This is a genomic window from Finegoldia sp. P1-F-LS (assembly GCF_052932205.1).
Genome location: NZ_JBRFJH010000003.1, coordinates 14,667 through 39,076 on the forward strand (window position 1 = coordinate 14,667; position 24,410 = coordinate 39,076).

Here is a 24,410-nt window from a genome sequence, read left to right on the forward strand (position 1 = left end):
CCTATCTATTTAAAGCTTTGTTAATCCTATCTAAAACTTCTTGTTTTCCTAAAACTACCATAATAGAATCTAAGTCTGGTCCGTGAACATTTCCAGTAACTACAGCTCTTGTAGTCATCCACAAATCCTTGCCCTTGATTCCAGTTTTCTTTTGAACTTTTTTCATAACTCCTGATGCAAATTCTTTTTCGATTTCATCAACTGATTCGATTTCTTCTTTTAATGCATTCATTAATTCGTCTAATTTTTCGTAGTTTAAGAATTCCTTAGCATCGTCATCCATTTCGTAATCTTTGAACAAGAATTCAACTTTTTCAGTTATTTCTGCCAAGTAATCCAATTCTTCTTTGAATAATGAGGCGATTTCTATTAATTTGTATTCTGGATAATCTTCAGAAATCACACCATCTTCAACCAAGTATGGTTTTAACATTGATGCTAATTTTTCATTTTCTATTTCTTTAATGTAATGTCTGTTAATCCAGTTTAATTTTTCTGTATCGAAAACTCCGCCCGACTTTGAAACTCTGTTGAAATCAAATTTGTGTTTTAATTCTTCCATCGACATAATTTCTTGGTTATCTTCACTTGACCAACCTACTAAAGCTAGGTAATTGTCGATAGCTTCTGGCAAATATCCTTTTTTTCTGAAATCTTTAACTGCAACGTCATCATTTCTCTTGGATAATTTCTTACCTGATTTGTTCAAAACAACTGGTAAGTGAACGAATTCTGGAACATCCCATCCGAAACATTGATACAAATACACGTGTTTTGCTGTTGAAGAAATCCATTCGTCACCACGAACGATGTGAGTAATTCCCATCAAATGATCGTCAACTACAACTGCAAAGTGATAAGTTGGGAATCCGTCAGATTTTATCAAAACTTGATCGTCCATATCATTTGTGTTGAAAGTAATCTTGCCTTTTATCGCATCGTTGAATGTGATCTCTTTGTTTTCAGGAAGTTTCAATCTAATAACATATTCTTCACCGTTTGCAATTCTCTTTTTAGCATCTTCAATGCTAATTCCTCTGCAAAGTCCATCGTATTTTGGCATCAACCCATCTGCTTTTTGTTGTGCTTTTACTTGATCCAATCTTTCTTTTGAACAGAAACAATAATAAGCGTAGCCTTTTTCGATTAATTCATCGATATATTTTTGGTATAATCCTTGTTTTACTCTGTCAGATTGAATGTAAGGACCACATTCTCCAACTTCAGTTACGTTTCCTTCATCATCAAGGACAACTCCTTCATCTGGATCAAGTCCTGCCCATTTCAATTGTTCCAATAAATTTTCGATAGCACCTTCAACATATCTTGTTCTATCAGTGTCTTCAATTCTCAAAAGAAATTTACCGTTATTTCTTTTTGCATACAAATAATTATATAAAGCTGTTCTAAGTCCACCAATGTGTAAAAATCCTGTTGGACTTGGAGCAAATCTTACTCTTACTTCACTCATAATATCCCCCATAAAAAATAAATTTAACTTATTTTATTATATCACAAATCGCCAAATCTCACATTTATTAATATAAATCTGGCAATTATTTCGCCAAATTTTTTACCCAAATTTTCTTTCCAACTAAAATCAATCCCAAAATAACCTTGTATAAATCAATCACAGAAATTATCAAATACATCAACACGACATTTAAATCTGTAAATTTTGCCAATAAAAATGAAAGCGGATACGAAATCAAAACAATTCCCACCGAATCAAAAAGCAAAGTCAAAATAGTTTTACCACCACTTCTGAGTGTAAAATATGACGCATTGTACAAAGCAGAAATCCACAAAAACGCTCCACCAACTCTAAGCATATTCGTCGCCATTAATTTTACATCATTAGTTGTATTGTAAAATTCTGGGAAAAGTGGTGCCAAAATAATCAACACAATTCCAACTACAACTGCTAACATAAATGAGAACACAATTAATTTTCTGTCAGTGTCGACAGCTTCATCAATATTTCCACTTCCCAAAAGTCTTCCGACCATAATAGAAATACAATCTCCCATCGCCAAATTAAACACGATGAAAAGTCCTATAATTGTCTGGGAAATATTATATGCTGCCAAGGCTTCAATTCCTCTTGTAGAATAAGATTGTGTAATCGCAGCAATCCCCAAAGAATACAAAATCTCATTTATAATCAAAGGAATTCCTGCAACAGTTATGTTTTTAAAAAGATGAATATCTATATGAAAATTCTTGAAGAAATTAGAATAAAATGTGAATCTAAACTTATTTTTGTTTGCAAAATAAATAAACAACGATAGTTCCACAAATCTCGAAATAACAGTCGCAATCGCAGCACCTTTGGGTCCTAATGTAGGAAAACCTAAAAGTCCGAAAATCAAAACCAAATTGAACACGAAGTTCACTAACACCGTAATCACACTTGTAATCATAGGAAGTCTTGTCTCTCCATTTACCCTCATTGAAGATGAAATCGACTGTGAAAAAGCAAATGGAATAAATCCTATTGTCATTATTTTTGTATAATCTAGCGCAAATTCCATAGTCGTGGCAATATTTTTTGCAGTATCTGTGTCTGGATTCATAAATAAATATAATAATTTCTCTCCAAAAACCCAGAAAATAAGCACACTAATCACAGAAACAATAAAAGATAACACCACATCAAAATACAAACAGTTTTGCACATTCTTGTAATCTTTTTTCCCTGCAAATTGTGCTGCAAAAATACTCGCCGCTGATACCAGGCCGAAAATCGCCAAGTTAAATACAGTAATCAATTGATTTGCAACAGAAACCCCACTCATTGCAAAAGTTCCAGTCTGTCCAACCATAATATTGTCCAGCATATTTACAAAAGATGTAATAAGTTGCTGAATAATGATAGGAATTGCTAGTACCAACACACCTTTGTAGAAATTTTTGTCCCCGAAAAATTTACTCTTCTTTAATGCTAAATTCAATCTATCCCTCCTTCAAATTTTCTATATAATAATAATTGCAAAGTTTGTTTGTTCCATCAAAATTTTGATACAAATGTTTACTATAAAATTTGAACCCACATTTCTCAATAACTCTTGCACTTATATTATTTTCAACAAAACAACTACAAGAAATATAATCATACTCCAAATCATTTAGCAAATGATTGGTAAAACACGTAACAACCTTCGTCATAATTCCACGATTCCAATAATTTTTGTTCAAACTATATCCGATTTCAACGCCTGTTTTTTCTTCAAATTCTGGTTGTTCAAATAAATAATCGTCCTCGTATATTCCAACGATTCCTATTAGTGTATCTTCCAGAAAAATTCCGTATTCTAATTTTGAATTGATGAATTCTTTTAAAATTTTCTTAGATTGTCTTATAGATTCATGTGGCTTCCATCCAGCAGATGGACCAACTTCTTTTTGAATAGCGTATTCATGAAAATCATCTAAATATTTCATTTCCAACGCTTTTATTTCTATATCTTCACATTTTAAAACAAAATCTTCGTATTTCATTTTTATCTCCAAAATTTTTCAATCTATTTAATAATATATCTTAAAAAAATTTAAGTCAATCGATTTTAAAACAAGATTTCTTCAAACAAAAAAGAGCCCTTTCGGACTCTTAATTAAATGAATTTTCACGAATTATTTTGTTTTAATTCCAAATTTTTCCATATCCTCATCAACTTCTCCAATTGGAGCAATTCCAAAATTTTCTACCAAAACATTGGCTACATTTGGAGATAGGAATGCAGGAAGAGTTGGTCCAAGGTGAATATTTTTAACACCCAAGCTCAAAAGTGCAAGAAGTACAATTACAGCTTTTTGTTCGTACCATGCAATGTTGTAGCTAATTGGCAAATCGTTGATATCATCAAGACCAAAAGCTTTTTGTAAAGCTTGCGCGATGACAACTAATGAATATGAATCATTGCATTGACCTGCATCCAAAACCCTTGGAATACCATTGATATCTCCTAAGTTTAATTTGTTGTATCTGTATTTTGCACAACCTGCAGTTAAAATAATAGTGTCTTCAGGTAATGCTTTTGCGAAATCTTCGTAATAATTTCTTCCTCTTTGTCTTCCATCGCAACCTGCCATTACTACAAATTGTTGAATATCTCCATTTTTAACAGCTTCGACAACTTTGTCTGCCAAAGCCAACACTTGATTGTGCGCAAATCCACCCACGATTTTTCCGTGCTCAATTTCTTTTGGAGATTCGCATTTTTTAGCAAGCTCGATTATTTCTGAGAAATCTTTGTAACCATTTTCATCTGCTGCGATGTGTTTCATTCCTGGATATGCTGCAACACCAGTTGTGAATACTCTGTCTTTGTAAGAATCTTTTGGTGGAATAATGCAGTTAGTAGTCATCAAGATTGGACCGTTAAATGATTCAAATTCTTTGTCTTGTAACCACCAAGCGTTTCCGTAATTTCCTACGAAATTATCGTATTTTTTGAAAGCTGGATAATAATTTGCGGGTAACATTTCGCTGTGAGTGTAAACGTCAACTCCTGTGTTTTGTGTTTGTTCCAAAAGCATTTCCATATCTTTCAAATCGTGACCAGAAATCAAAATTGCAGGATTATTTCTAACTCCGATGTTTACTTCTGAAATTTCTGGATTTCCGTATGCAGATGTATTAGCACTATCCAAAAGTGCCATTGCTGCCGCACCATTTGATCCAGTTTCCAATGTAAGAGCTATCAAATCTTCTACGGATAAACTATCGTCCATTAATTTTGCTAACGTACTTTCCATAAATTCGTCGACATTGTCATCGAATTTTCCCAAAACATTAGCATGTCTATTGTAGGCTGCCATTCCCTTCAATCCGTAAGTAATAAGTTCTCTTAGACTTCTCTTATCGTCATCCAAAGTATTCAACACGCCGATAATTTGTGATTTTAATTTTAATTCGTCATCGTCTTTTTCGTTGTATAAAGCTGCCTTTGACAAATTTTCTTTGTCATCTAAGCCCTCAATTAATTTTTGGTTCAAATCAATAGTTTCTTTTACTTTTTCTAACAAATCTTCGTAGTGGAAGTTTGCATTAGTAATTGTAGTAAACAAATTATTGTTGACAAAAGAATGCAAGTTTTTGATATCTTTGTTTTCTTTTCTCATTCTAGTTAGGATTTCCCCTAATCCTTTTGTAACCCAAACCAACAAATCTTCAATATTTGCTACATCTGATGTTTTACCGCACACGCCTTTTTTAGTACATGCGATGTTTTTTGCAGTTTCTTGACATTGATAGCAAAACATTTCTTGATTTTTTTCGATAGTTTTTTCCATTTTCTTTCCCCCTGATTTTTTATACTTTATGGTTTAATTATAATTAATCAGAAGTCTAGGTTTCTGTAACATAAGTTACATTTGTTTATTACAATAAATTCTCCAATTCTTCTCTGTTTTTAATCTTAATTTCAGATCCATTCAATTCGATAAGACCACTATCTTCCATGCTTAGTAATTCTCTGGATAAAGAAGGCCTTGTCGTAGCCAGAAAATCTGCCATTTGTTGCCTTGTCATGCCAGTGTTTGATATGTTTTCTTTTTCTGTTTGTATTAAAAAAGTTGCGATTTTTTGTCTCAACGAAAAGCTAGACAACATTCTCACCTTGCTATTTAAGAAAAAAGCTTTTTCTGCAAGAATTGTTATAAGATTGGTCATAATTTTATTTTTAATTGGAGTTGAACTTTTAGAAATATCGAAAAATCTCACAGGAATTTCGAGAATTTCACAATCAGTGTTACACATTAACGTAAAATCACTGATTTTATTCAAATACGAATATACCTCTGCCATCACTTCGCCATGATTTTTGAAAATATTGACTACAGTGTTCTTCCCATTAATATCCGTCTTTTCAAGACTGAGCTTTCCGCTTTTCAAAACGTAGATTTTATCGCAAACATCTCCCGGAGAAAAAACGAACGAATTTTTATTGTATTTGTTTATTATCGAATTTGATTCAATAAGAAATTGTTCAAATTCTTCTTCTGTAAAATTTTTAAAAAGTTTTGAATTTATCATTTAATCACCATTATTTTTATACCCAATAATTTTTTTTGTACACTAAAAAACGCACCAGAATTTTCATTCTAATGCGTTTGGTTTTAAGCATATGGTAAATATTTTTTGTCGTCTGAATTGTACTTGGATATTTCAACTGCTGCAATTGGATTAATACCCAATGATTTTATGGCTTCCAATGTATTCTTGATTTCTCCCAATCTTGAATCGCCGTTTTTGTAAAGTACAATTGCATTTTTGATATCTGTTGTCAAATCTGTAAGATCAACCTTTTCTGAAATCGGGCTTACAGCTGTAATTTTCTTGTCAAAATTTGAATTGTAAGCTTTTGCTAAGTTGGCAGTATTTTGATTAAAGCTGAATACTCCAATATTATCAAATTTATCAATTCTTCTATTCAACAAGCTCAAAGCGCTACTTGAATTTTCGTCATAATCATTTGAAAGTACACTAACTGTTTCAATTCCCAATTTGTTTTGCAATTGTTCCTTGCTGAAAATGTTAGGGTCTTTGTAATATGAAGCAAATGCATAAGCTAAACCAATCAACATTCCCAAGAATAATCCAATGGCAGTATCAATTTTATTTACAAGTTGTTTCATTTTTTTCTTAGCATTTGGTGCATCAACCACTTGAATGTTATCTTTTTTCATTGTCTTTTTAGTCAATTCTGTAATAGCTTTCAATGATTCATCCAATACTTTGTTAGTTACATCTTCTCTATCACTTGAATATTCCATTTCAATGATTGATGTAGATGGAACGCTTTTTACTTTCAAATCTTTTTTCAAATCAGAAGAGCTAACTCCGTTTCCAACTTTTTCTGCTACAGTATCTAATACTGCATTTGATTTAAGTAATTGTTCTACATTAGAAACCAATTGTTGATTGATCATTGCATCTACTTTGGAAACAACAGCTCCTTCTTTTTCAAAATCTTCTGGACTTCCCACCATTATTGAAACTTTTGATGAATAAGAGTCCTCTCCCAAAACATTATTAAAAACATTCGCTAATAATGCACATACAAGCATTATTATTATAATGTGTGGCAATTTTCTGATTACTGCTTGCCACGCTTCTTTTAAATTTAATTCTTCCAAGTTTATATCTCCTTAACTTTTTTATCTCTTTTACTCAATAACCACATTAAAAATATGCTCATAATCAATCCGTGATATAGAAGTCCTGTAAGTAAATCTACACTAATAAGATTGAACACAGGCACAATAGTTATCGCTATAGCTACCCATAAAGGCATTTTTTTGTATGAGATTTCGTCCATAATTCCAATTAACCAACCAGTAATTGCAGAATAAATTAACATTCCATAAAAACCAAAGTTAGCGTATCCATTTGCGATAAATCCTGTATTAACCCATGTGTTTGGATGACCGTAATAAATCATCGAAATCAACGCCTGGATTGGATAATTATATGGATACAATTTTCCGCCAAATACCCAAGATTTGTCTGTCAAATACACGAAATCAATATTTTTGAATGCATCATAATATCTGAAATGATTATCTGCAGTTACCATGAAAACACGCCTTACGATTACACTTATAGGTTGCCAATTATCTGTTATTAAATAAAATGCCAAACACAAAAATGTAAGACCAGCTAGTCCCATAGTCATTAAATTTCCAGTGTATTTATTTCCTTTTACGATAGCTATGAAAATTACCAAAACCGGATAAAACAGCATCGATTTGTGTGAAGTAAATCCGAAGAAAAACACTTGGCAAATCAATGTAATTACGGTTCCTAATTTTTTTCTATCCCAAAGGCAGAACACCAACAAAGTTGGGTTGATAATTTTACCATACCAGTTCATAAAATATGCAAACGGACCAGGAAAGATTACTTCCGCGATTTCTCTTCTAGTGTCGTAAACTTTTCTAAAATCGAAATTCAAATATTTAAGTCCGCCTCTCAATATTATCCAAGCAAACATTAATATTCCCACCAGAGCAAAAGCATAAACTATGAAACTTTCGTTGATTTTTTTATCCGAAAAAGATAATCTTAATTTCGGTGAATTGGCGAAAATTTGAATAGTATAAAATGATGCTATTAGCATATACATATATAATCTGGAGAAATCCTTGTAAGGATATATATTTAAACACGGTATGATTATCAAAACATAAAATAGCATCAGATAAAAATCGCTGACTCTCTCTACTTTATGCCTTATCGTATAACACATTATCACAACCAAAGCATATGATTCTATCAGTTTGTAAATATTTAAATTGTTCACAAGTCCCATGTATGAAAACAACGGGCTTATTGCATATGAATAGCTCAAATCCAAAAACAATTTAAACATCAATGATAAAAACACAAAAAATCCTTTTGATTGGAACAATGCTTTTATATCATCAGTCATAAATTCCCCTTTTCATTTTTTTACTCAATTAGTATACCATAATTAAACGCGATATTAAACTAATTTACTTTATTTTTAGGGATTTCTCCGTTTTTAAATTGCATAATATTGTCAAAAGTAAACTCTCCCATTTGAACGCGTGCAAGTTTAGTCGCATTTCCCAAATGAGGTGCCAACAAAATATTCTTGCAATTTCTCAATTCTTCTGAAATTTTTGGTTCAAATTCGTACACATCCAACGCACAACCAGAAATTTCCCCGTCGTTTAATGCATCTATCAAATCTTGTTCGCTAATAACTTTGCCACGAGATGCGTTGATTAAAAAAGCGGTTTTTTTCATTTTTGATAATGCTTTTGCATCTATTAAATGATGTAATTCGTCGCTATAAGCAGTGTGTAAAGTTATAATGTCACTATTTTCTAAAAGAAAATCTAAATCTACTTGCTTTGCCCCTTCAACTTCTTTTTTGCTGCGATTGTAGAAAATAACATCCATGTCAAATGCTTTTGCTTTTCTCATAACTTCAGTTCCAATTCTTCCGAGTCCAATTATTCCCAAAGTCTTTCCTTCCAAAGTTTCTCCCAAACCATACACAGGTTTCCACCCTTCAAAAGAGTCATCATAACAATCAGAATTCATCTTCGTGATATTTCTAAGCAAATCTATAATTAAACCAAAAGTTAATTCTGCAGTTGATTTTGTAGATGCAGATGCGGGCGCATTTGTTACAATTATTCCTTTTTCTTTTGCGTAATTAATATCCACATTATCAAATCCAGCTCCGTAATTTGCGATTATTTTCAAATTATTCGCCGCATCGATAATTTCTGAATCGATTTTTTCGCTCAAAGGACACACCAATGCTTCTGCATCTTTTATTCTAGTTTTCAATTCTTCTTTTGACAAAAATTCCAAGCTATCATTGTAATCTACTTCAAAATTTTCTTTGTATTTTTTTATAATTTCGTCTGGAATTCTATTTGTAATCAAAACTTTCATTACATGTCCTCCAATTTTATTGTCGTCATTTTTCTATTTTCAAACATCGCCAAATATTTTGCATCTACGCTTTTTAATAATTTGAATGCATCATCAAAGTGATATCTGTAATAACTTTCAAAATGAGCATCACTACCAACTGAGAATAATTTGCCTTTCATTTTAATGTATTTTTTAATCGCAAATGTGTAATAGTCCAGGTTATTGTATTGGTATACACTTCTCGTATTAAGCTCCAACGCTTTTTCATCATTAATAAGTTCAGCAAAAACTTTCGTCAAATATTCATCTACAATGTCCATATTTTTTGGATCCAATCTGTTAAGCCTTAAAGCGTAATCAATGTGAGTTAGAACATCAAAATCTTTGAAATTCTTCATTGCTTCTACCATTTTTTCATAATATTTTACAAGAAATTCCCTTTGAGAATAATCTTCTGGTTTCGGATTCATAAAATCTTTGCCATCGTATTGATGAACCGATAGAAGTTGAATATCGTAATATCTACTGCTCACTTTTTTTATAATTTTATCCAAATTTGGGGCAGTGTATCCTATTTCTATTCCTTTTAAAATTTTTTGTGAACTTTTTTCGTTGTGCTCTGCAATTACTTTTACGTATTTATCGTAATCTATATCCACATCCTCAACTCTACCATCGTTATAGGTAAATCCATAATCCAAGTGTTCCGTTGTGACGATGTCACCTTTTACAAGTTTCAAATAATTTTCGAATTTTTCTTTACTATCAAATGAAAATTCTGTGTGACAATGTTGATCTCTATAATACATATTACTCCTTAAATTAATGAAAAGATGCTAAATTTAGCATCTTTACAATTATCCTTCTACTATTTTAATACCGCTTGATGCTCCGATTCTATCTGCACCATTTTCTATCATTGCTAATGCTTCTTCTCTAGAATGAATGCCGCCACTTGCTTTTACCATTGCTTTGTCTGCGACAGTATCTTTCATAAGTTTTACATCTTCTACTTTTGCTCCACCTGTTGAAAAACCTGTAGAAGTCTTCACGAAATCAGCGCCGCATTTTACGGAAATTTCGCAAGCTTTTTTCTTTTCTTCATCAGTTAATAAACAAGTTTCGATGATTACTTTCAAAACTTTTCCTTTTGTAGCATCTCTTACTGCTTGGATATCTTTTTCAACATAATCATAATCTTGTTCTTTTAATTTGCCAATATTAATAACCATGTCGATTTCATCTGCTCCATCTTCGATTGCCGTCTTCGCTTCAAAAGCTTTTGATTTGATGCTCATTGCTCCAAGTGGAAATCCCACAACAGTGCACACCAAAACGCTTGAATTTTCCAAAGATTTTTTAACCAAAGGTGTGTAACAAGAATTTACGCACACGCTTTTAAAATCGTATTTTATTGCTTCATCACAGATTTTTTTGATATCAGCTGATGTTGCATCAGCTTTTAATAAAGTGTGATCGATATATTTATTTAATTCCATATTATTCACCTAATTCCAATGCGATTTCCATCATTTTTGTGAATGATGTTTGTCTTTCTTCAGGAGTAGTTTGCTTGTCTGAATGGAATGAGTCGGAAATTGTCAAAATAGTCAAAGCTCTTGCATTGTTTGCCTTTGCTGTCAAATACAATCCGTAGCTTTCCATTTCAACTGCTAATACGCCCATTTTTTCCCATTTTTTCCATTCTTCAGATTTTTGGTTGTAGAAAATATCTGCTGAGAATACATTTCCAACGTGAACGTCGATGTTTTTTTCTTCTGCAACATTTACTGCCTTTCTCAACAAATCGTAATCGCAAATCGCTGAAAAAGTTCCTTCCAAATCGAATTGGTGAGCAAAATTTGAATCTGAACAACTTCCCATTGCTATTACAACATCATATAAATCCAAATCTTTGCTGTAAGCTCCTGCTGAACCGATTCTGATAAGATTTTCAACTCCGTATTCGTTGATAAGTTCATAAGAATAAATTCCTATAGATGGTATTCCCATTCCAGTTCCCATAACAGAAATTTCTTTACCTTTATATTTTCCAGTATATCCGAACATATTTCTAACTGCGTTGAATTGTTTAACATCTTCCAAGAAATTATCTGCGATAAATTTCGCTCTCAATGGATCTCCTGGCAATAAAACTGTTTTTGCGATATCTCCTTTTTTCGCTTCGATATGTGGTGTTGACATAATAACCTCCTAATAATTTACTATAATCATATTCAAAAATTTTACCAAATCTAATTGACAATCATCCAAGTATTTTTCAATGTAAGCTTCATAATACACGCTAATCCCATCAATATTCACCTCTTTCAATTGTGGTGATTTTGAAATAAATTTTGCGTAGTATTTAGCTTCTGCAATTGTACAACATGGACTTTGTCCCATATACAACAAAATTTTGTGCTTGGATTTTTGATTGCAATACGCTTTTAATTTTTCACTTAATTCTATTTTCATATTCTCTCAAATCAAATAAGAGAGAAATCTTATTTCTCTCTTATTATATCATCAATTTGAACATTTTTGCTATTTTTCAAATCCAGGAACTAACAATCCGTAGTTGCCATCATTTCTCTTATAAACAACATTTACATTGTTTGTTTTTGAATCCAAGAATACGAAGAAATCATGATCGATTAATTCCATTTGCATGATAGCTTCTTCCTTGTCCATTGGTTTGATTCCGAATTCTTTTGTCTTTACTATTGAACCTGTTGGAATTTCTTTTGCGCTATTTTCTTCTACAGCTTCAAATCTTATAGAATTACTTTCTGTAAATCTCTTTTGCAATTTTGTTTTGTGTTTTCTTACTTGTCTTGCTAGTGCATCTTCAACTTTATCGATAGCTGTTTTAATATCTTCGTTGGATTCCTCTGCTCTTAAAACAACTCCTTTATCTAAAATCATAGTGACTTCAACTCTCGCTTTGTCTTTTTCTTTTTTGAATACTACACGAGCTTGTTGTTCGTCATGGAAATATTTATCTAATTTGTGTAATTTAGATTCTGCCATTTGTTTCAAATCATCAGTCAATTTGATATCTTTTGTTACATAATTAAGTTTCATAAAATTCCTCCTGTTTATGAATTAAGAAATAATTTCTTATTTTCTTATTCTATATATACCCAATTTACATTTTTGCAAACGATACTAATCATTAATAAATAATAAAAAACTTCCCCTGCAAATTTTCATTTGCTGTGAGGAAGTTTTCTTCTATTTGATATATTTGTCGATAATGTTGATTACCTCTTCGATTTTTTCGTCTGCATTATCATTTTCGATTGCATGTTTGACGCATGTTCTCAAGTGTCCATTCAAAATATCAATGTTAGCTTTTTTCAATTGACCAATGCAACTTAAAATCTGAGTGGAAATATCTACGCAATACCTGTCCTCTTCAATCATATTTACGATTGCATCGAGTTGTCCACGAACCGTTTTGATTTTCTTGAGAGCTTTTTGTTTGTGTTCTGTCATTATTTCAAAGTAGCCTCAAAACCAATTTCATCGATTGCTTTGATGATATCTGCTTCGTTGAAATCTCCTTCTACTACAGCTTTCTTTTCTTCCAAAATTACATTTACATCTGTAACTCCATCGACAGATTTACAAGCTTTCGTCACTGATTCTACGCAATGATTGCACACCATATCCAATACTTCAAATTCTTTTTTCATTATTTTTCCTCCTTAAAATTTTTAATTCTCAACGAATTTGTAACTACAGTTACCGAACTGAACGCCATTGCAGCACCTGCTATCATTGGATTCAAAAATCCAAATGCAGCAATCGGAATTCCAATAACATTGTAGAAAAACGCCCAGAATAAATTTTGTTTTATCGTTTTTATTACTCTGTGACTTAATCTAATCGCAGTATGAACTTTATTCAAATCTCCATTTATAATTGTGATGTCACTCGCCTCAATCGCAACATCAGTACCAGTTCCTATCGAAAATCCGACATCACTTGCCGCTAACGCTGGTGCATCGTTTATCCCATCTCCAACCATTCCAACTTTTTTGCCTTGATTTTTCAAATCCAACAATTTATCTGATTTGTCTTTTGGCAAACATTCTGCAATAACATGGTCGATGTTTGCTTTTTCTGCGATATGTTTTGCAGTATTTTCGCTGTCACCAGTTATCATATATACATCGATATTATCGTCTTTTAATTTTGCAACGGCTTTTGGTGAAGATTCTTTTATTTTATCTGCAATCAAAATATATCCGTAAAATTTATCATTTTTTCCAACAAGTACAACTGTATTTCCTTGAGATTGATATTTTTGAATATCTACATTGACATCAATATTATTTTCCTTCATCAATTTTTCATTGCCTATGAAATATTCATCATCGTTTATTCTTGCTGAAAGTCCTTTTCCAGTTATTGAATGGAAATCTTCTACCTTATAAAAATCTGAACTATTTTTTTCGTATTCCTTAACTACTGCATCTGCTAGTGGATGTTCCGAGCTTTTTTCAATTGATGAAACAACTTTTAAGAAATCCGCATCTTCTGATTTGTAATCTACAACTTCTGGCTTACCATTTGTTATTGTTCCTGTTTTATCCAAGATAACTGCATCGATTTTGTTTGCAGTTTCCAAAACTTCTGCACTTTTTATTAAAATTCCAAGCTCTGCGCCTTTGCCACTTCCTACCATAATAGCTGTAGGAGTCGCAAGTCCCAATGAACAAGGGCACGCTATTACAAGAACTGAAACTGAATTTAGTAACGCTCTGTCAAATTGTTTTGTCACAAAATAAGTGATGACAAATGTTAAAGCAGCGATTGCAATAACAATGGGTACAAAAACAGATGAAATCTTGTCTGCTAATCTCTGAATTGGCGCTTTGTTGGATTGTGCATCTTCGACTAATTTTACGATTTGACTAAGAACTGTATCTTCGCCAATTTTTTTCGCTTCAAATACAAATGATCCATTTTTATTAATCGTAGAGCCAATACATTCATCTCCAACTTGTTTTTTTACAGGCATCGATTCTCCAGTAATCATTGATTCATCAACTGAAGAACTCCCCTCTACTATTATTCCATCGACGGCAATTTTTTCTCCTGGTTTTACGAGAATTTTATCTCCAACCATTACATCTTCAATATCAGTTTCAATAGTTTGCCCATTTTTTATTACGTTAGCTTTTTTCGCTTGGAGTCCCATTAATTTACTTATAGCATCAGTAGTTCTAGTCTTCGCTCTTTTTTCGAAAAGTTTGCCAAGTAAAATCAATGTAATAACAACAGCTGATGATTCAAAATACAATTGGTCAGATCCTATTAATACGTGATAAATCGAATAGAAATAAGCCGCACTTGTTCCCAAAGCAATGAGAACATCCATGTTAGCTCCTCCACCTCTTAATGATTTGTACGCATTCACATAATATCTTCTTCCAATGTAGAATTGAACAACAGTTGCCAACGCCCATTGAAAATATCCGTTACTTAAAATTGTGTGAACTCCTGCCATATGAAAAAACATCGCTGAAAACAATGGAATTGAAAAAATCGCTGAAATTATAAAATCTCGTTTCAATTTTTCGTATTCAGTTATATTTTTTTCGTTAGCTATTTTATTGTCTGTTTTTATTTCTGCAGAAAATCCTGCTTTTTCAACTAATCTTTTTACATCAGAATTGGTCTTGTATCCTTCATAAAAACTTACTGTAAGTGAGTTTTGCAACAAATTCACGTTAACATCTTTGAAATTATTTTTGTTCAAAACTTTTTCAATTCTAGATGCACATGACTGACAACTCATTCCCTCGATATCAAACTTCGATGTCTTCACAGGAACATCATATCCAGCTTTTTTTATTTTGTCTACGATAGTTTCTATATCGTATCCTTCTTTTAATTTCAAATATGCATATTCTTGAAGCAAGTTCACATTAACTGTGTCGATATATTCGTATTTACTTAAAACTTTTTCTATTCTAGCCGCACATGATTCACAGCTCATGCCTTGTATTTTTAATTTTATTTCTTCCATTTTTTCTCCTTTCTACCCCCCTACCGGTGATATGGTTATTATATAATATTTAAAACTTTTTGTCAAAGATTAAAATTTGGATTATAATTATCGTAATGAAATATGGAGGCAGATTATGGATTGGAAAAATTATGAAAATTTAAGCATGTTATCTGATTTTTACGAATTTACAATGATGAATGGATATTTGGAAAATAATATGGAAAATGAATATGCTTATTTTGATTTGTATTTTAGAAGGATTCCAGACAACGGAGGTTTTGTTATCGTTGCAGGATTAGAAGAAGTAGTAAAATATATTCAAAATTTAAAATTTGACGAAAAAGATATCGAATATTTCAAGAGCAAAAATATGTTCAGCGAAAAATTCTTAGATTATCTTAGAAATTTCAAATTTGAATGCGATGTGTGGGCAATGCCTGAAGGTTCAGTTGCATTTCCTAACGAACCATTAATGATAGTTCGTGGTCCTGCTCCACAAGCGCAATTAATAGAAACTTTTGCACTTTTATCAATCAATCATCAATCATTGATTGCAACTAAAACGAATAGAATAGTTCATGCAGCTGAAGGAAGAGTTGTGATGGAATTTGGTGCAAGACGTGCACAAGGTGTGGATGCTACAGTTCTAGGTGCAAGAGCAGCTTTCATAGGTGGTGCTACTGCTACAAGCAATACTTTGACAGACATCACTTACGATGTACCTGCTTTTGGAACAATGGCTCACTCATGGATTATGATGTTTGATTCAGAATACGAAGCATTCAAAAAATACGCCGAAACATTCCCTAATTCTTGTTCACTTTTAGTGGATACTTACAATGTTTTAAAATCAGGTGTGCCAAATGCAATCAAGGTTTTCGATGAAGTTTTGAAACCTCGTGGAATTAAAAATATGTCAATTAGAATTGACAGTGGAGACCTTGCTTATTTATCAAAACAAGCCCGTAAAATGTTGGATGCTGCAGGATATGAAAATTGCAAAATCATGGCAAGTAATTCATTAGATGAATACACAATTTCTGATTTAATTGAACAAGGAGCAAAACTAGATGGATTTGGAGTTGGCGAAAGATTAATCACTGCAAAATCAGATCCAGTTTTAGGTGGCGTGTACAAATTATGCGCAGTTGAAAAACCTAATGGAGAAATCATTCCAAAAATTAAAATTAGTGAAAATATCGAAAAAATTACAACTCCTGCCTTTAAGACAGTTTACAGAATTTACGACAAAAATAGCGGAAAAGCAGAGGCTGATTTGATAACTCTTCACGATGAAAAAATTGACGAATCAAAAGAATTGGAAATCTTCCACCCTGTTCACACTTGGAAGAGAAAAACATTGACCAACTTCACAACTAAAGAATTGTTGGTTAGAATATTCGACAAGGGAGAATTGGTTTATGATCTTCCAAAATTGGATAAAATAATCGAAAGAAAAAATGAACAAATAAACGAACAGTGGGAAGAAGTAAAAAGATTTGAGCATCCTCATTTATTCCATGTGGATTTGTCACAAAAATTATGGGATATTAAATACAATTTATTAATGCAAAGCAAATAATCAATCTAGCACAACCTTTTAATCAAAGGTTGTGTTTTTTTTTAATAAAAAATCCACATGCTTATCATGTGGATATAATTTTATGATTCGTATTGTACTAAAGTGTTGATGTAATAATTTTTGTTGATATCTCTTCCGCCAAGTTCAGTAAGTTCAATCAAAAATTCCATAGCAGTGATTTCGCCGCCGTTTTTTTCAATTAACTTAGCTACTGCATTCACAGTACCACCTGTTGCCAATAAATCGTCAACGATAGCAACCTTGTCATCTTTTTTAATTGCATCTCTGTGAACTTCTAACTTGTCAGTACCATATTCCAAATCATAAGAATATTCTGAAACTTCACCAGGAAGCTTTCCAGGTTTTCTTACTGGAATAAATCTAACTCCAAGAGCATATGCAACAGCTGATCCAAATAAAAATCCCCTAGCTTCTGGAGCTGCTATTGCGGTAATACCTTTATCTTTTAAATCATCTACCATAAGATCTACTGCGTATTTGTATGCATCTTTGTCGTTTAATAATGTAGTAATATCTTTGAATGAAATTCCTTCTTTTGGAAATCCATCTATAACTCTTATTTTTTCTTTTAAATCCATTTTTATCACCGTTTCTTTTTTACTGTATTATCTACATATATAGTATACCATATTGTGAGATTTGTTTGTTGTTAAATCTTCTTTAGTTTTGCAAATCATTTTAATTTTTATTGAAAAATTTTAGCAAAGTATTATATTTACAACTATATTTTTATATGTTACGATATCATTGGAGAGTGATGTAATGGACAGTTCGAGTACCTCGCAAATAATTGCGTTAGTGTTCTTGGTTGCAATGTCAGCTGTTTTTTCATCTAGTGAAACAGCGATAACATCTGTAAGCAAAATAAAAGTTCGACAATTAGACCAAAAGGATAACAAAAATGCACATTTACTGAAGAAATTGCACGATAATATGCAAGCTACCATATCTACTATTTTAATTGGTAACAACATTGTAAATATCGCTGCGAGTTCTATAGCTACAATTTTATTCACAAATATTTTTCATCAAAACGGAGCTTTGGTATCAACAGTTGTAATGACTGTTTTCGTGTTGATTTTCGGTGAAGTTTTACCAAAAACTATCGCCCAATACAAAAACAAATCTGTAGCGTTGAAATTTTCCAGATTTATATATTTATTAACGATAATTTTCAAACCAATTGTAAAAGTGTTAAATTTACTAACTCGTTTGGTAATAAAAATTTTCATTGGAGATAATGGAGACAGCTCTACATTAACCGAAGAAGAATTAAAAACTTTGGTGGAAGTAAGTGAAGAAGAAGGTGTTCTCAAAGATCAAGAAACTGAAATCATGATTAATGCGTTGGAATTAAAGGAAACTTTAGCCGTTGACATTATGACACCTAGAACCAGCATGGCTTCAGTAGATATTGAAGATGCAGAAAATGATTTGAGAGAAATAATCAAAAATATTACTTATTCAAGAATTCCTGTTTATGAAGATAACATCGACGATATTATAGGCGTTCTTCATATTAAAGAATTGGCTCACAAAATCATCGAGGATAACCACGATTTTAAAATCAGAGACATTCTAAAACCGGCATTTTATGCTTACGAATACATTCCAGTGGTGGATTTGTTCAAACAAATGAGAGCTAAAAATATTTCCATCAGTATCATCATTGATGAATATGGTGGAACAAGTGGACTGGTAACAATGGAAGATATCTTGGAAGAACTTGTCGGAGAAATCGATGATGAATACGACAACGAAAAAGAAGTCACTAAAATTAACGACAACGAATATTTAGTCGATCCTGAAATGAGAATTGATGAAGTAAACGAAAGATTTGACCTCAATCTTCAAAGTGAGAAATTCGATTCAATTGGTGGATTTGTAATTGAACTATTGGACAGAATGCCAAAATCAAAAGACGAAGTTGAATTTGAAAACTTGAAATTCATCGTAGTTAATGTTGATAAGAGAAAAATCACACAACTTATGATAATATTCAAATAATTTGCTCTCACGAGAATTCGTGAGAGTTTTTTTATGGGAAAATTTCTAATTAAAAAAGTAGATTACATTTTTGCTAAAAATATAATCTACTTTATTTTTTTAAATACTTTATTATTTCCCTATTCCCAACGCTTGTTTTGCCAATTCATCAGCCATATCGTTATAAGTGTCGTTGGAGTGACCTTTGACTTTTACGAAATTTATGTCAATGTGAGATTTTATTTCGTCGATAAATTTCTTGTAATTTCTAGTTAAATTATTGTTTGTTTTCCAATCTCCATTAGCCCAGCTTTCAATTCCTTGATAATCATAAAAAATCGTGATTTTGTTCATTTTAAGTTCGACTGCTTTTTTAATTGCAAATACCGACCCACTTACTTCTCCAGATACATTTCTGTGAGTTGAATATTCTGATTGAGGATATTTTTTATTGAATTTGTCGATTTTCCCATTATGAAACAACACGCAACCAAAACTATATTCTCCTGTATCTTTTTTGAACGATCCATCTACATAAGCCACACACTCATTTCCGCTTAAGTTATCAATTGACGCTACTTTTTTATTATCTTCTCCTTCGATAAAATTATCTGCCTCTTCTTTTGTTTTAAAAGATTTGTAAATCGCTCCCTTAAAACCATTTACTTGCTCTTGGCATTCAGCCCAACTATTGTATATACCAGGATTTCTCCCTATTTTAACTGCATAAAATTTACTCATTACATACCCACACGCTCAAAGTTCCAGCTCCCACTTCAAAATCTCCAAATCCATCATCATCGATTACAATTTCATTAGAATTTGTTCCAGTGATTTCCGTATACTTTTTACCTGCATTTTCCTTTCCTACATCCATTCTCAAAGTATTGATGTCACCCGTACTGATTACAACAGCCATTGGATTGTGAAAATCATCTCCGTGTCTAATCCAGCCTATCAAATTTTCACTTTCCATATAATCTGTTTGATCTCCAAAAGCATAGTGTTTTCTGATGTACATCAAGTTATCGATAATATCCTTTTGTCCTTCGATATTATATTCTCCACCTATTTTACAATAATCACCATAAAATACACAAGGATATCCGTCCTTTCTTAAAAGAATCAAGCCGTATGCAATCTTTTTGAACCATGGTTCAACAAATGATTCCAATGATTGGCCAGGTTCGCTATCATGATTATCCACAAATGTAACTGCAATAGTAGGATGTTCTTGAACCAAAGTATTGTCAAAAAATTTTCTCATATCAAACTGATTGCCATTTTTCGATGCAGAATACATATTAAAATGAAGTGCCACATCGAATAAATCCAAATTGTATTTCGTATCATACAAATAATGATTAGTATTGTCCTTATCTTGTAGCCAATATTCACCGAAAAAATAAAAATCGCGATTCACAACATTTTGTATATGTTTTGTAAAATCAATTATGAATTGATCGTCAATGTGTTTGAGCGCATCGTATCTGAAACCGTCAACATTAACATAATTTACAAACCATTCTCCCCATCTAAAAAGTTCATCTCGTACATCAGGATTTTTGTGGTCTATATCTGCGAACATTAGATAATCGAAATTTCCTTTTTCATTGGAAACGCTATCGCTAAATCCTTTATTCTCTCCAGCGATTTCAAAAATAGCTTTCTTATTTTGTTTATTATCAAAATCAACTCCATTGAAATGTTGAAAATGCCACACAAAATCAGAGTATTTTCCATTTCTACCTTTGAAATCAAACCCAGTCCATCCCTCAATATCATAGGCATCACTAATTCTTTTCGTCCTGTCGTTAGGATCTACTTCGTATGCCTTGAAAGTTTCCGAGAAATCAGCTCCAGCTTTGTGATTAAGAATTACATCTGCATAAACTTTTATATCATTTTCGTGCAAAACTTCAATTAATTTTTTTAATTCTTCTACAGTCCCGTATTTTGTACGCACAGATCCTTTCTGATCAAATTCTCCCAAATCGTACAAATCATACACTCCGTAGCCAACATCATTAGTTCCCGTTGCTTTAAACATCGGTGCAAGCCACAATGCATCAATACCTTTTTCCTTTAAATTCTTTGCTTCTTTTGCCAAATTTTTATAATAATTTCCGTCATCAGGCAAGTACCATTCAAAAGCTTGCATCATTATTTCGTTTCCCATTTGTTCCTCCTATTAATTGTAACAAATTGCTTTATATTGTATAATCTAATAAGATTATAACATTAAAATGTTAAGAATAAGGAGAATAAATGCAATATTTAGTCGGTAGAAATCCTGTTATGGAAGCTTTGGAAATGGATATGGGAGTAACCAATCTATACATACAAAAAGGCGAATTAAAAGGATTTATTAAAAAAATAGAAAAAAAAGCTTACGATATGGGAATAAAAGTCGAATACGTCGATAAAAAATACATCGAAAAATTCGCAGAGAATACTGCTCATCAAGGTGTTATGGCAAAAATGCCAAGTTTCGGTTATTCAAATGTAGATGAAATGATTATTTACGCCAAAAAAAGAAATGAAGATCCGTTTTTGATAATTTTGGACGAAATAACAGATCCTCACAATTTGGGATCTATCATCAGAACTGCAGAAGTTGCTGGATGCCACGGAGTGATAATTCCAAAACATCGTGCATGTGAAGTCAATGCTACTGCAATCAAAACAAGCGCAGGAGCTGTTTTCAATATCAAAATCGCTAGAGTTACAAATATAACCACGACAATTAATTATTTAAAAGAACATAACATATGGATTTACGGAGCTTGTGGAGAAGCTTCAAAAACTCATACACAAGCTAACTTGAAAGGACCTATCGGTCTTGTAATCGGAAATGAAGGCAAAGGAATTTCAAGATTAGTCAGAGAAAACTGCGATCAGTTAATTAAAATCCCTATGTACGGAAAAACAGAATCACTCAACGCATCAAATGCTGCGAGCATTCTAATTTACGAAATCATACGCCAAAGGTATGAAAAATAAACAGATTTATCTTTATGTCGATGGTTATAATATAATTAACGCTTGGCCGAATCTGTACAAATTATCAAATGATGTGGACTTGGATAGTGCTCGTGAAGAATTGATTGATATAATGAAAGAATATCAAAATTTAAGCGGCGAACAAGTTTATGTAGTGTTTGATGCTTATCTTGTAAAAGGTGGAATGAGTATTGAAGAAAAACGCGATAATTTGACAGTTGTTTACACAAAAGAACACGAATCTGCTGACAGATACATTGAAAGAAAAGTCAACGATATGAAAAAACACGACAAAATGTATGTCGCAAGCAACGATGGAATGATTCAAAGAATTATTTTATCCCGTGGAGGAATCAGAATTAGTGCCAATGAACTTTGGAAAAATTATCTTACATTGAAAGAAAACCTCAGAAGATCTAAGCTTAAAAGAAGAAAACAATCTAGCGAAAACATTGTTACAATAGATAATGAAGTATATGAACAATTAGAAAAACTTCAAGATGAATTAAAAAAACAAAACTAGGTCACATGGCCTAGTTTTATTTTTTAACATAAGGAGATACCCATTTAAAATGGATAAAATGAAAACGTTATTAACTGTTTTTATTATATCACCTTGAATTTTATTTGTCAAAATTTTAAAATCATAATTTCGACATTTATTTTTGTTTATCTTCTTCTATTAAATTTTTGATTGCTTCTATTGCAACTTTAATGGCTACATCAGTGTCGTGGCACACAGGATTATCCAAGTGTTTCTTCTCACGTTCTTGATTTGCTACAACCAAAAAACAAGATCCACATCTAACATGAAGATAACTTGCAACTACAAAAAGTGCTGCAGATTCCATCTCGCTTGCCAATGTTCCAAGCCTTTTCCAAGCTTCCCATTTGTTTAACAAATCGTAAGACACAGGCATTTTTTCTGGTTCATGTTGACCGTAGAAGCTGTCTTTACATTGAACAACTCCAACGTGATAATTATGTCCCAAATTTTTCGAAGCTTTTACCAAAGAATTTGTCACATCTAAATTTGCGACTGCTGGAAATTCTATCGGAGCGTATTCCTTCGTAGTCCCTTCAGCTCTTATCGCAGAATTTGCTATAACTACATCAGAACTTTTGACATCTTCTTGAATTCCACCACAAGTTCCAACTCTTATAAAAGTATCTGCACCTGCTTTGACAAGTTCTTCCATCGCAATTGCTGCAGAAGGACCTCCGATTCCAGTGCTTGTTACGGATACTTTTTCTCCATTTAAAGTTCCAGTGTAAGTTACATATTCTCTGTGATCTGCTACTAATTTTGCGTCATCAAAATATTTTGCAATTTTTTCGCATCTTTTTGGATCTCCAGGTAGTATAACATACTTACCCACATCTCCACTTTTAATATTCAAATGATATTGAACGCCTTCCTCTGCGTATTTCATAAAATCACCTCATTTTTATCTATATTATTAGTATATACTAATTTTAGATAAATATCATTATTCAGCGTTGATTTTGACGTAATTTGTGCGATAAATTAATTTTTTGAAGAAAATTCCTACAATTGTATTTAAAATTGAAGTTGGCAAACATACTGCAACAAACATTGAAGTTAGTAGATTTGAAAAGTTTTCTGTACCCATTCCCATAGGAATTGCAAGTGATAAGAAAACAAATCCACTTATCAAAGTTCCAATCGCAAATATCAAATTAGATTTTCTGTTGTTTTTTCCCATTAATTTGAACAAATAAAATGCGATAATTCCAGAAACTAATTTGTCTATTATATTTGGAAGTTGTCCCATAGGAAAACTTGTTGTAAATGCTGCAAGCCCTCCAGCAAACAAACTCAACACAAAAGCTTCCTTAACATCATCCATGAATAATATTCCAAGAAACATCATTACTAGTAAAAAATCTGGTTTAACTCCCATAAACAACGCAGGCGTAACGTAATGAAGCAATAATCCTACACTTAAAAATATAGAACTTACTGTTATTTTTTTTGAATCCATAATATCTTCCTTTCTTTTTCTTAATATATTTTTCTTGCAAATTCATTTCAGAAGTTCATTTCATTACACTCACCTGCCTTTATAATAAAAAAACACCTGTTCCTCAAAAGGAACAAGTGTCAAAACTCGCGTTACCATCCTAATTTATGTACAAAAATGTACACATCTCTTTCAGATACTTCCATATCCTATCCCTGTAAAGTGAGAATCACTTTTTGAACTACTAGCTTTCATTCAAAAATCAGATAACCCCATTCATATAAACTTCCCTTAGAAATTCACACCAACCATTTCCTCTCTTGAAGTTTCATTTATACTACTATCTTATCTATTGAATTTAATATTTTTAAATATTTTCTAATATTATAT

General features: G+C 32.1%; 25 protein-coding genes. 4 read left to right on the forward strand and 21 right to left on the reverse strand.

Features of this window, described 5'->3' with window-relative positions; genetic code table 11:
- Position 1: 1 nt before the first annotated feature.
- The 16 genes from gltX to ACU68Y_RS03545 all read right to left on the reverse strand — a co-directional run bounded on the left by gltX (position 2) and on the right by ACU68Y_RS03545 (position 15,461).
- Positions 2–1,471, reverse strand: coding sequence for a glutamate--tRNA ligase (gene gltX / locus ACU68Y_RS03470; protein ID WP_002838824.1), 1,470 nt, complete (start codon positions 1,469–1,471; stop codon positions 2–4).
- 85 nt (positions 1,472–1,556) lie between these two features.
- Positions 1,557–2,954, reverse strand: a complete 1,398-nt coding sequence (locus ACU68Y_RS03475) for an MATE family efflux transporter (protein ID WP_446755326.1) — start codon at positions 2,952–2,954, stop codon at positions 1,557–1,559.
- 1 nt (position 2,955) lies between these two features.
- A complete protein-coding gene (locus ACU68Y_RS03480) occupies positions 2,956–3,501 on the reverse strand; it encodes a GNAT family N-acetyltransferase (RefSeq protein WP_002840574.1) in 546 nt (181 codons plus the stop codon).
- Positions 3,502–3,633: 132 nt separating this feature from the next.
- Positions 3,634–5,295, reverse strand: coding sequence for a hydroxylamine reductase (gene hcp / locus ACU68Y_RS03485; protein WP_012290387.1), 1,662 nt, complete (start codon positions 5,293–5,295; stop codon positions 3,634–3,636).
- 88 nt (positions 5,296–5,383) lie between these two features.
- Positions 5,384–6,037, reverse strand: a complete 654-nt coding sequence (locus tag ACU68Y_RS03490; RefSeq protein ID WP_316449149.1) for a Crp/Fnr family transcriptional regulator — start codon at positions 6,035–6,037, stop codon at positions 5,384–5,386.
- 83 nt (positions 6,038–6,120) lie between these two features.
- Entirely contained in the window at positions 6,121–7,140 is a 1,020-nt protein-coding gene (locus ACU68Y_RS03495; RefSeq protein WP_316449150.1) for a YveK family protein, read from the reverse strand.
- A 2-nt stretch (positions 7,141–7,142) separates the two neighbouring features.
- Positions 7,143–8,435, reverse strand: coding sequence for a hypothetical protein (locus ACU68Y_RS03500; protein WP_002838777.1), 1,293 nt, complete (start codon positions 8,433–8,435; stop codon positions 7,143–7,145).
- A 59-nt stretch (positions 8,436–8,494) separates the two neighbouring features.
- Positions 8,495–9,436, reverse strand: coding sequence for a 2-hydroxyacid dehydrogenase family protein (locus ACU68Y_RS03505; protein ID WP_002840573.1), 942 nt, complete (start codon positions 9,434–9,436; stop codon positions 8,495–8,497).
- Positions 9,436–10,227: a PHP domain-containing protein gene (locus ACU68Y_RS03510; protein WP_002840508.1), complete on the reverse strand. Its 792-nt coding sequence runs from the start codon at positions 10,225–10,227 to the stop codon at positions 9,436–9,438. The genes ACU68Y_RS03505 and ACU68Y_RS03510 overlap by 1 nt, the downstream gene beginning before the upstream one ends.
- Before the next feature lie 48 nt (positions 10,228–10,275).
- Positions 10,276–10,917 (reverse strand): deoxyribose-phosphate aldolase, encoded by a 642-nt coding sequence (gene deoC, locus ACU68Y_RS03515; protein ID WP_446755327.1) that lies wholly within the window; start codon positions 10,915–10,917, stop codon positions 10,276–10,278.
- Position 10,918: 1 nt separating this feature from the next.
- On the reverse strand, positions 10,919–11,623 hold the full coding sequence (gene deoD / locus ACU68Y_RS03520; protein WP_002835475.1) for a purine-nucleoside phosphorylase: 705 nt from the start codon (positions 11,621–11,623) through the stop codon (positions 10,919–10,921).
- Between the two features lie 9 nt (positions 11,624–11,632).
- The gene (locus tag ACU68Y_RS03525) at positions 11,633–11,896 is read right to left on the reverse strand and encodes a hypothetical protein (protein ID WP_446755328.1); all 264 of its coding nucleotides are present in this window, start codon (positions 11,894–11,896) and stop codon (positions 11,633–11,635) included.
- Between the two features lie 69 nt (positions 11,897–11,965).
- Positions 11,966–12,505 (reverse strand): ribosome hibernation-promoting factor, HPF/YfiA family, encoded by a 540-nt coding sequence (gene hpf, locus ACU68Y_RS03530; protein ID WP_012290381.1) that lies wholly within the window; start codon positions 12,503–12,505, stop codon positions 11,966–11,968.
- A gap of 150 nt (positions 12,506–12,655) precedes the next feature.
- Positions 12,656–12,919, reverse strand: a complete 264-nt coding sequence (locus ACU68Y_RS03535; protein WP_012290380.1) for a metal-sensing transcriptional repressor — start codon at positions 12,917–12,919, stop codon at positions 12,656–12,658.
- Positions 12,919–13,119 (reverse strand): heavy-metal-associated domain-containing protein, encoded by a 201-nt coding sequence (locus ACU68Y_RS03540; RefSeq protein WP_012290379.1) that lies wholly within the window; start codon positions 13,117–13,119, stop codon positions 12,919–12,921. The genes ACU68Y_RS03535 and ACU68Y_RS03540 overlap by 1 nt, the downstream gene beginning before the upstream one ends.
- Entirely contained in the window at positions 13,119–15,461 is a 2,343-nt protein-coding gene (locus ACU68Y_RS03545; RefSeq protein ID WP_446755329.1) for a heavy metal translocating P-type ATPase, read from the reverse strand. Before ACU68Y_RS03545 ends, ACU68Y_RS03540 begins: the two co-directional genes overlap by 1 nt.
- A 115-nt stretch (positions 15,462–15,576) precedes the next feature.
- Between ACU68Y_RS03545 and ACU68Y_RS03550 the strand changes: the two genes are divergently transcribed.
- Positions 15,577–17,025, forward strand: a complete 1,449-nt coding sequence (locus ACU68Y_RS03550) for a nicotinate phosphoribosyltransferase (protein ID WP_002838859.1) — start codon at positions 15,577–15,579, stop codon at positions 17,023–17,025.
- A gap of 80 nt (positions 17,026–17,105) precedes the next feature.
- Here ACU68Y_RS03550 and ACU68Y_RS03555 read toward each other — a convergent pair whose 3' ends face one another.
- Positions 17,106–17,624 carry an adenine phosphoribosyltransferase gene (locus tag ACU68Y_RS03555; RefSeq protein ID WP_154274036.1) on the reverse strand — a complete coding sequence of 173 codons (519 nt, stop codon included), beginning with the start codon at positions 17,622–17,624 and terminating at the stop codon, positions 17,106–17,108.
- Positions 17,625–17,808: 184 nt separating this feature from the next.
- On the opposite strand from ACU68Y_RS03555, the gene ACU68Y_RS03560 reads away from it, so the two are divergent.
- On the forward strand, positions 17,809–19,053 hold the full coding sequence (locus tag ACU68Y_RS03560; protein ID WP_316517288.1) for a hemolysin family protein: 1,245 nt from the start codon (positions 17,809–17,811) through the stop codon (positions 19,051–19,053).
- A 111-nt stretch (positions 19,054–19,164) separates the two neighbouring features.
- Here the strand turns inward: ACU68Y_RS03560 and ACU68Y_RS03565 are convergent, their stop codons facing one another.
- Together ACU68Y_RS03565 and ACU68Y_RS03570 are read right to left on the reverse strand one after the other, a co-directional pair.
- On the reverse strand, positions 19,165–19,773 hold the full coding sequence (locus tag ACU68Y_RS03565; RefSeq protein WP_094202541.1) for a ribonuclease H1 domain-containing protein: 609 nt from the start codon (positions 19,771–19,773) through the stop codon (positions 19,165–19,167).
- On the reverse strand, positions 19,766–21,211 hold the full coding sequence (locus ACU68Y_RS03570; RefSeq protein WP_446755330.1) for an alpha-amylase: 1,446 nt from the start codon (positions 21,209–21,211) through the stop codon (positions 19,766–19,768). Before ACU68Y_RS03570 ends, ACU68Y_RS03565 begins: the two co-directional genes overlap by 8 nt.
- Positions 21,212–21,300: 89 nt before the next feature.
- Here ACU68Y_RS03570 and rlmB point away from each other — a divergent pair, with 89 nt between their 5' ends.
- Positions 21,301–22,035: a 23S rRNA (guanosine(2251)-2'-O)-methyltransferase RlmB gene (gene rlmB, locus ACU68Y_RS03575; RefSeq protein ID WP_094202539.1), complete on the forward strand. Its 735-nt coding sequence runs from the start codon at positions 21,301–21,303 to the stop codon at positions 22,033–22,035.
- The gene (locus tag ACU68Y_RS03580) at positions 22,025–22,558 is read left to right on the forward strand and encodes an NYN domain-containing protein (protein WP_002838867.1); all 534 of its coding nucleotides are present in this window, start codon (positions 22,025–22,027) and stop codon (positions 22,556–22,558) included. The genes rlmB and ACU68Y_RS03580 overlap by 11 nt, the downstream gene beginning before the upstream one ends.
- A 136-nt stretch (positions 22,559–22,694) precedes the next feature.
- On the opposite strand, the gene udp is transcribed toward ACU68Y_RS03580, so the two are convergent.
- Positions 22,695–23,468: a uridine phosphorylase gene (gene udp, locus ACU68Y_RS03585; protein ID WP_094202538.1), complete on the reverse strand. Its 774-nt coding sequence runs from the start codon at positions 23,466–23,468 to the stop codon at positions 22,695–22,697.
- Between the two features lie 57 nt (positions 23,469–23,525).
- Positions 23,526–24,041 carry a tryptophan transporter gene (locus ACU68Y_RS03590; protein ID WP_094202537.1) on the reverse strand — a complete coding sequence of 172 codons (516 nt, stop codon included), beginning with the start codon at positions 24,039–24,041 and terminating at the stop codon, positions 23,526–23,528.
- Positions 24,042–24,410: the final 369 nt, after the last annotated feature.

Coding starts and splice junctions, on each gene's coding strand:
- ACU68Y_RS03555 (WP_154274036.1), bottom strand. CDS start 17,624: ATGGATTTAAAAGAAAAAATAAGAGTTATAGATGGATTTCCAAAAGAA.
- deoD (WP_002835475.1), bottom strand. CDS start 11,623: ATGTCAACACCACATATCGAAGCGAAAAAAGGAGATATCGCAAAAACA.
- ACU68Y_RS03540 (WP_012290379.1), bottom strand. CDS start 13,119: ATGAAAAAAGAATTTGAAGTATTGGATATGGTGTGCAATCATTGCGTA.
- ACU68Y_RS03570 (WP_446755330.1), bottom strand. CDS start 21,211: ATGGGAAACGAAATAATGATGCAAGCTTTTGAATGGTACTTGCCTGAT.
- ACU68Y_RS03490 (WP_316449149.1), bottom strand. CDS start 6,037: ATGATAAATTCAAAACTTTTTAAAAATTTTACAGAAGAAGAATTTGAA.
- ACU68Y_RS03480 (WP_002840574.1), bottom strand. CDS start 3,501: ATGAAATACGAAGATTTTGTTTTAAAATGTGAAGATATAGAAATAAAA.
- ACU68Y_RS03505 (WP_002840573.1), bottom strand. CDS start 9,436: ATGAAAGTTTTGATTACAAATAGAATTCCAGACGAAATTATAAAAAAA.
- ACU68Y_RS03510 (WP_002840508.1), bottom strand. CDS start 10,227: ATGTATTATAGAGATCAACATTGTCACACAGAATTTTCATTTGATAGT.
- ACU68Y_RS03560 (WP_316517288.1), top strand. CDS start 17,809: ATGGACAGTTCGAGTACCTCGCAAATAATTGCGTTAGTGTTCTTGGTT.
- ACU68Y_RS03545 (WP_446755329.1), bottom strand. CDS start 15,461: ATGGAAGAAATAAAATTAAAAATACAAGGCATGAGCTGTGAATCATGT.
- ACU68Y_RS03550 (WP_002838859.1), top strand. CDS start 15,577: ATGGATTGGAAAAATTATGAAAATTTAAGCATGTTATCTGATTTTTAC.
- ACU68Y_RS03590 (WP_094202537.1), bottom strand. CDS start 24,041: ATGGATTCAAAAAAAATAACAGTAAGTTCTATATTTTTAAGTGTAGGA.
- ACU68Y_RS03580 (WP_002838867.1), top strand. CDS start 22,025: ATGAAAAATAAACAGATTTATCTTTATGTCGATGGTTATAATATAATT.
- rlmB (WP_094202539.1), top strand. CDS start 21,301: ATGCAATATTTAGTCGGTAGAAATCCTGTTATGGAAGCTTTGGAAATG.
- ACU68Y_RS03500 (WP_002838777.1), bottom strand. CDS start 8,435: ATGACTGATGATATAAAAGCATTGTTCCAATCAAAAGGATTTTTTGTG.
- udp (WP_094202538.1), bottom strand. CDS start 23,468: ATGAAATACGCAGAGGAAGGCGTTCAATATCATTTGAATATTAAAAGT.
- hpf (WP_012290381.1), bottom strand. CDS start 12,505: ATGAAACTTAATTATGTAACAAAAGATATCAAATTGACTGATGATTTG.
- ACU68Y_RS03525 (WP_446755328.1), bottom strand. CDS start 11,896: ATGAAAATAGAATTAAGTGAAAAATTAAAAGCGTATTGCAATCAAAAA.
- ACU68Y_RS03565 (WP_094202541.1), bottom strand. CDS start 19,773: ATGAGTAAATTTTATGCAGTTAAAATAGGGAGAAATCCTGGTATATAC.
- deoC (WP_446755327.1), bottom strand. CDS start 10,917: ATGGAATTAAATAAATATATCGATCACACTTTATTAAAAGCTGATGCA.
- gltX (WP_002838824.1), bottom strand. CDS start 1,471: ATGAGTGAAGTAAGAGTAAGATTTGCTCCAAGTCCAACAGGATTTTTA.
- hcp (WP_012290387.1), bottom strand. CDS start 5,295: ATGGAAAAAACTATCGAAAAAAATCAAGAAATGTTTTGCTATCAATGT.
- ACU68Y_RS03535 (WP_012290380.1), bottom strand. CDS start 12,919: ATGACAGAACACAAACAAAAAGCTCTCAAGAAAATCAAAACGGTTCGT.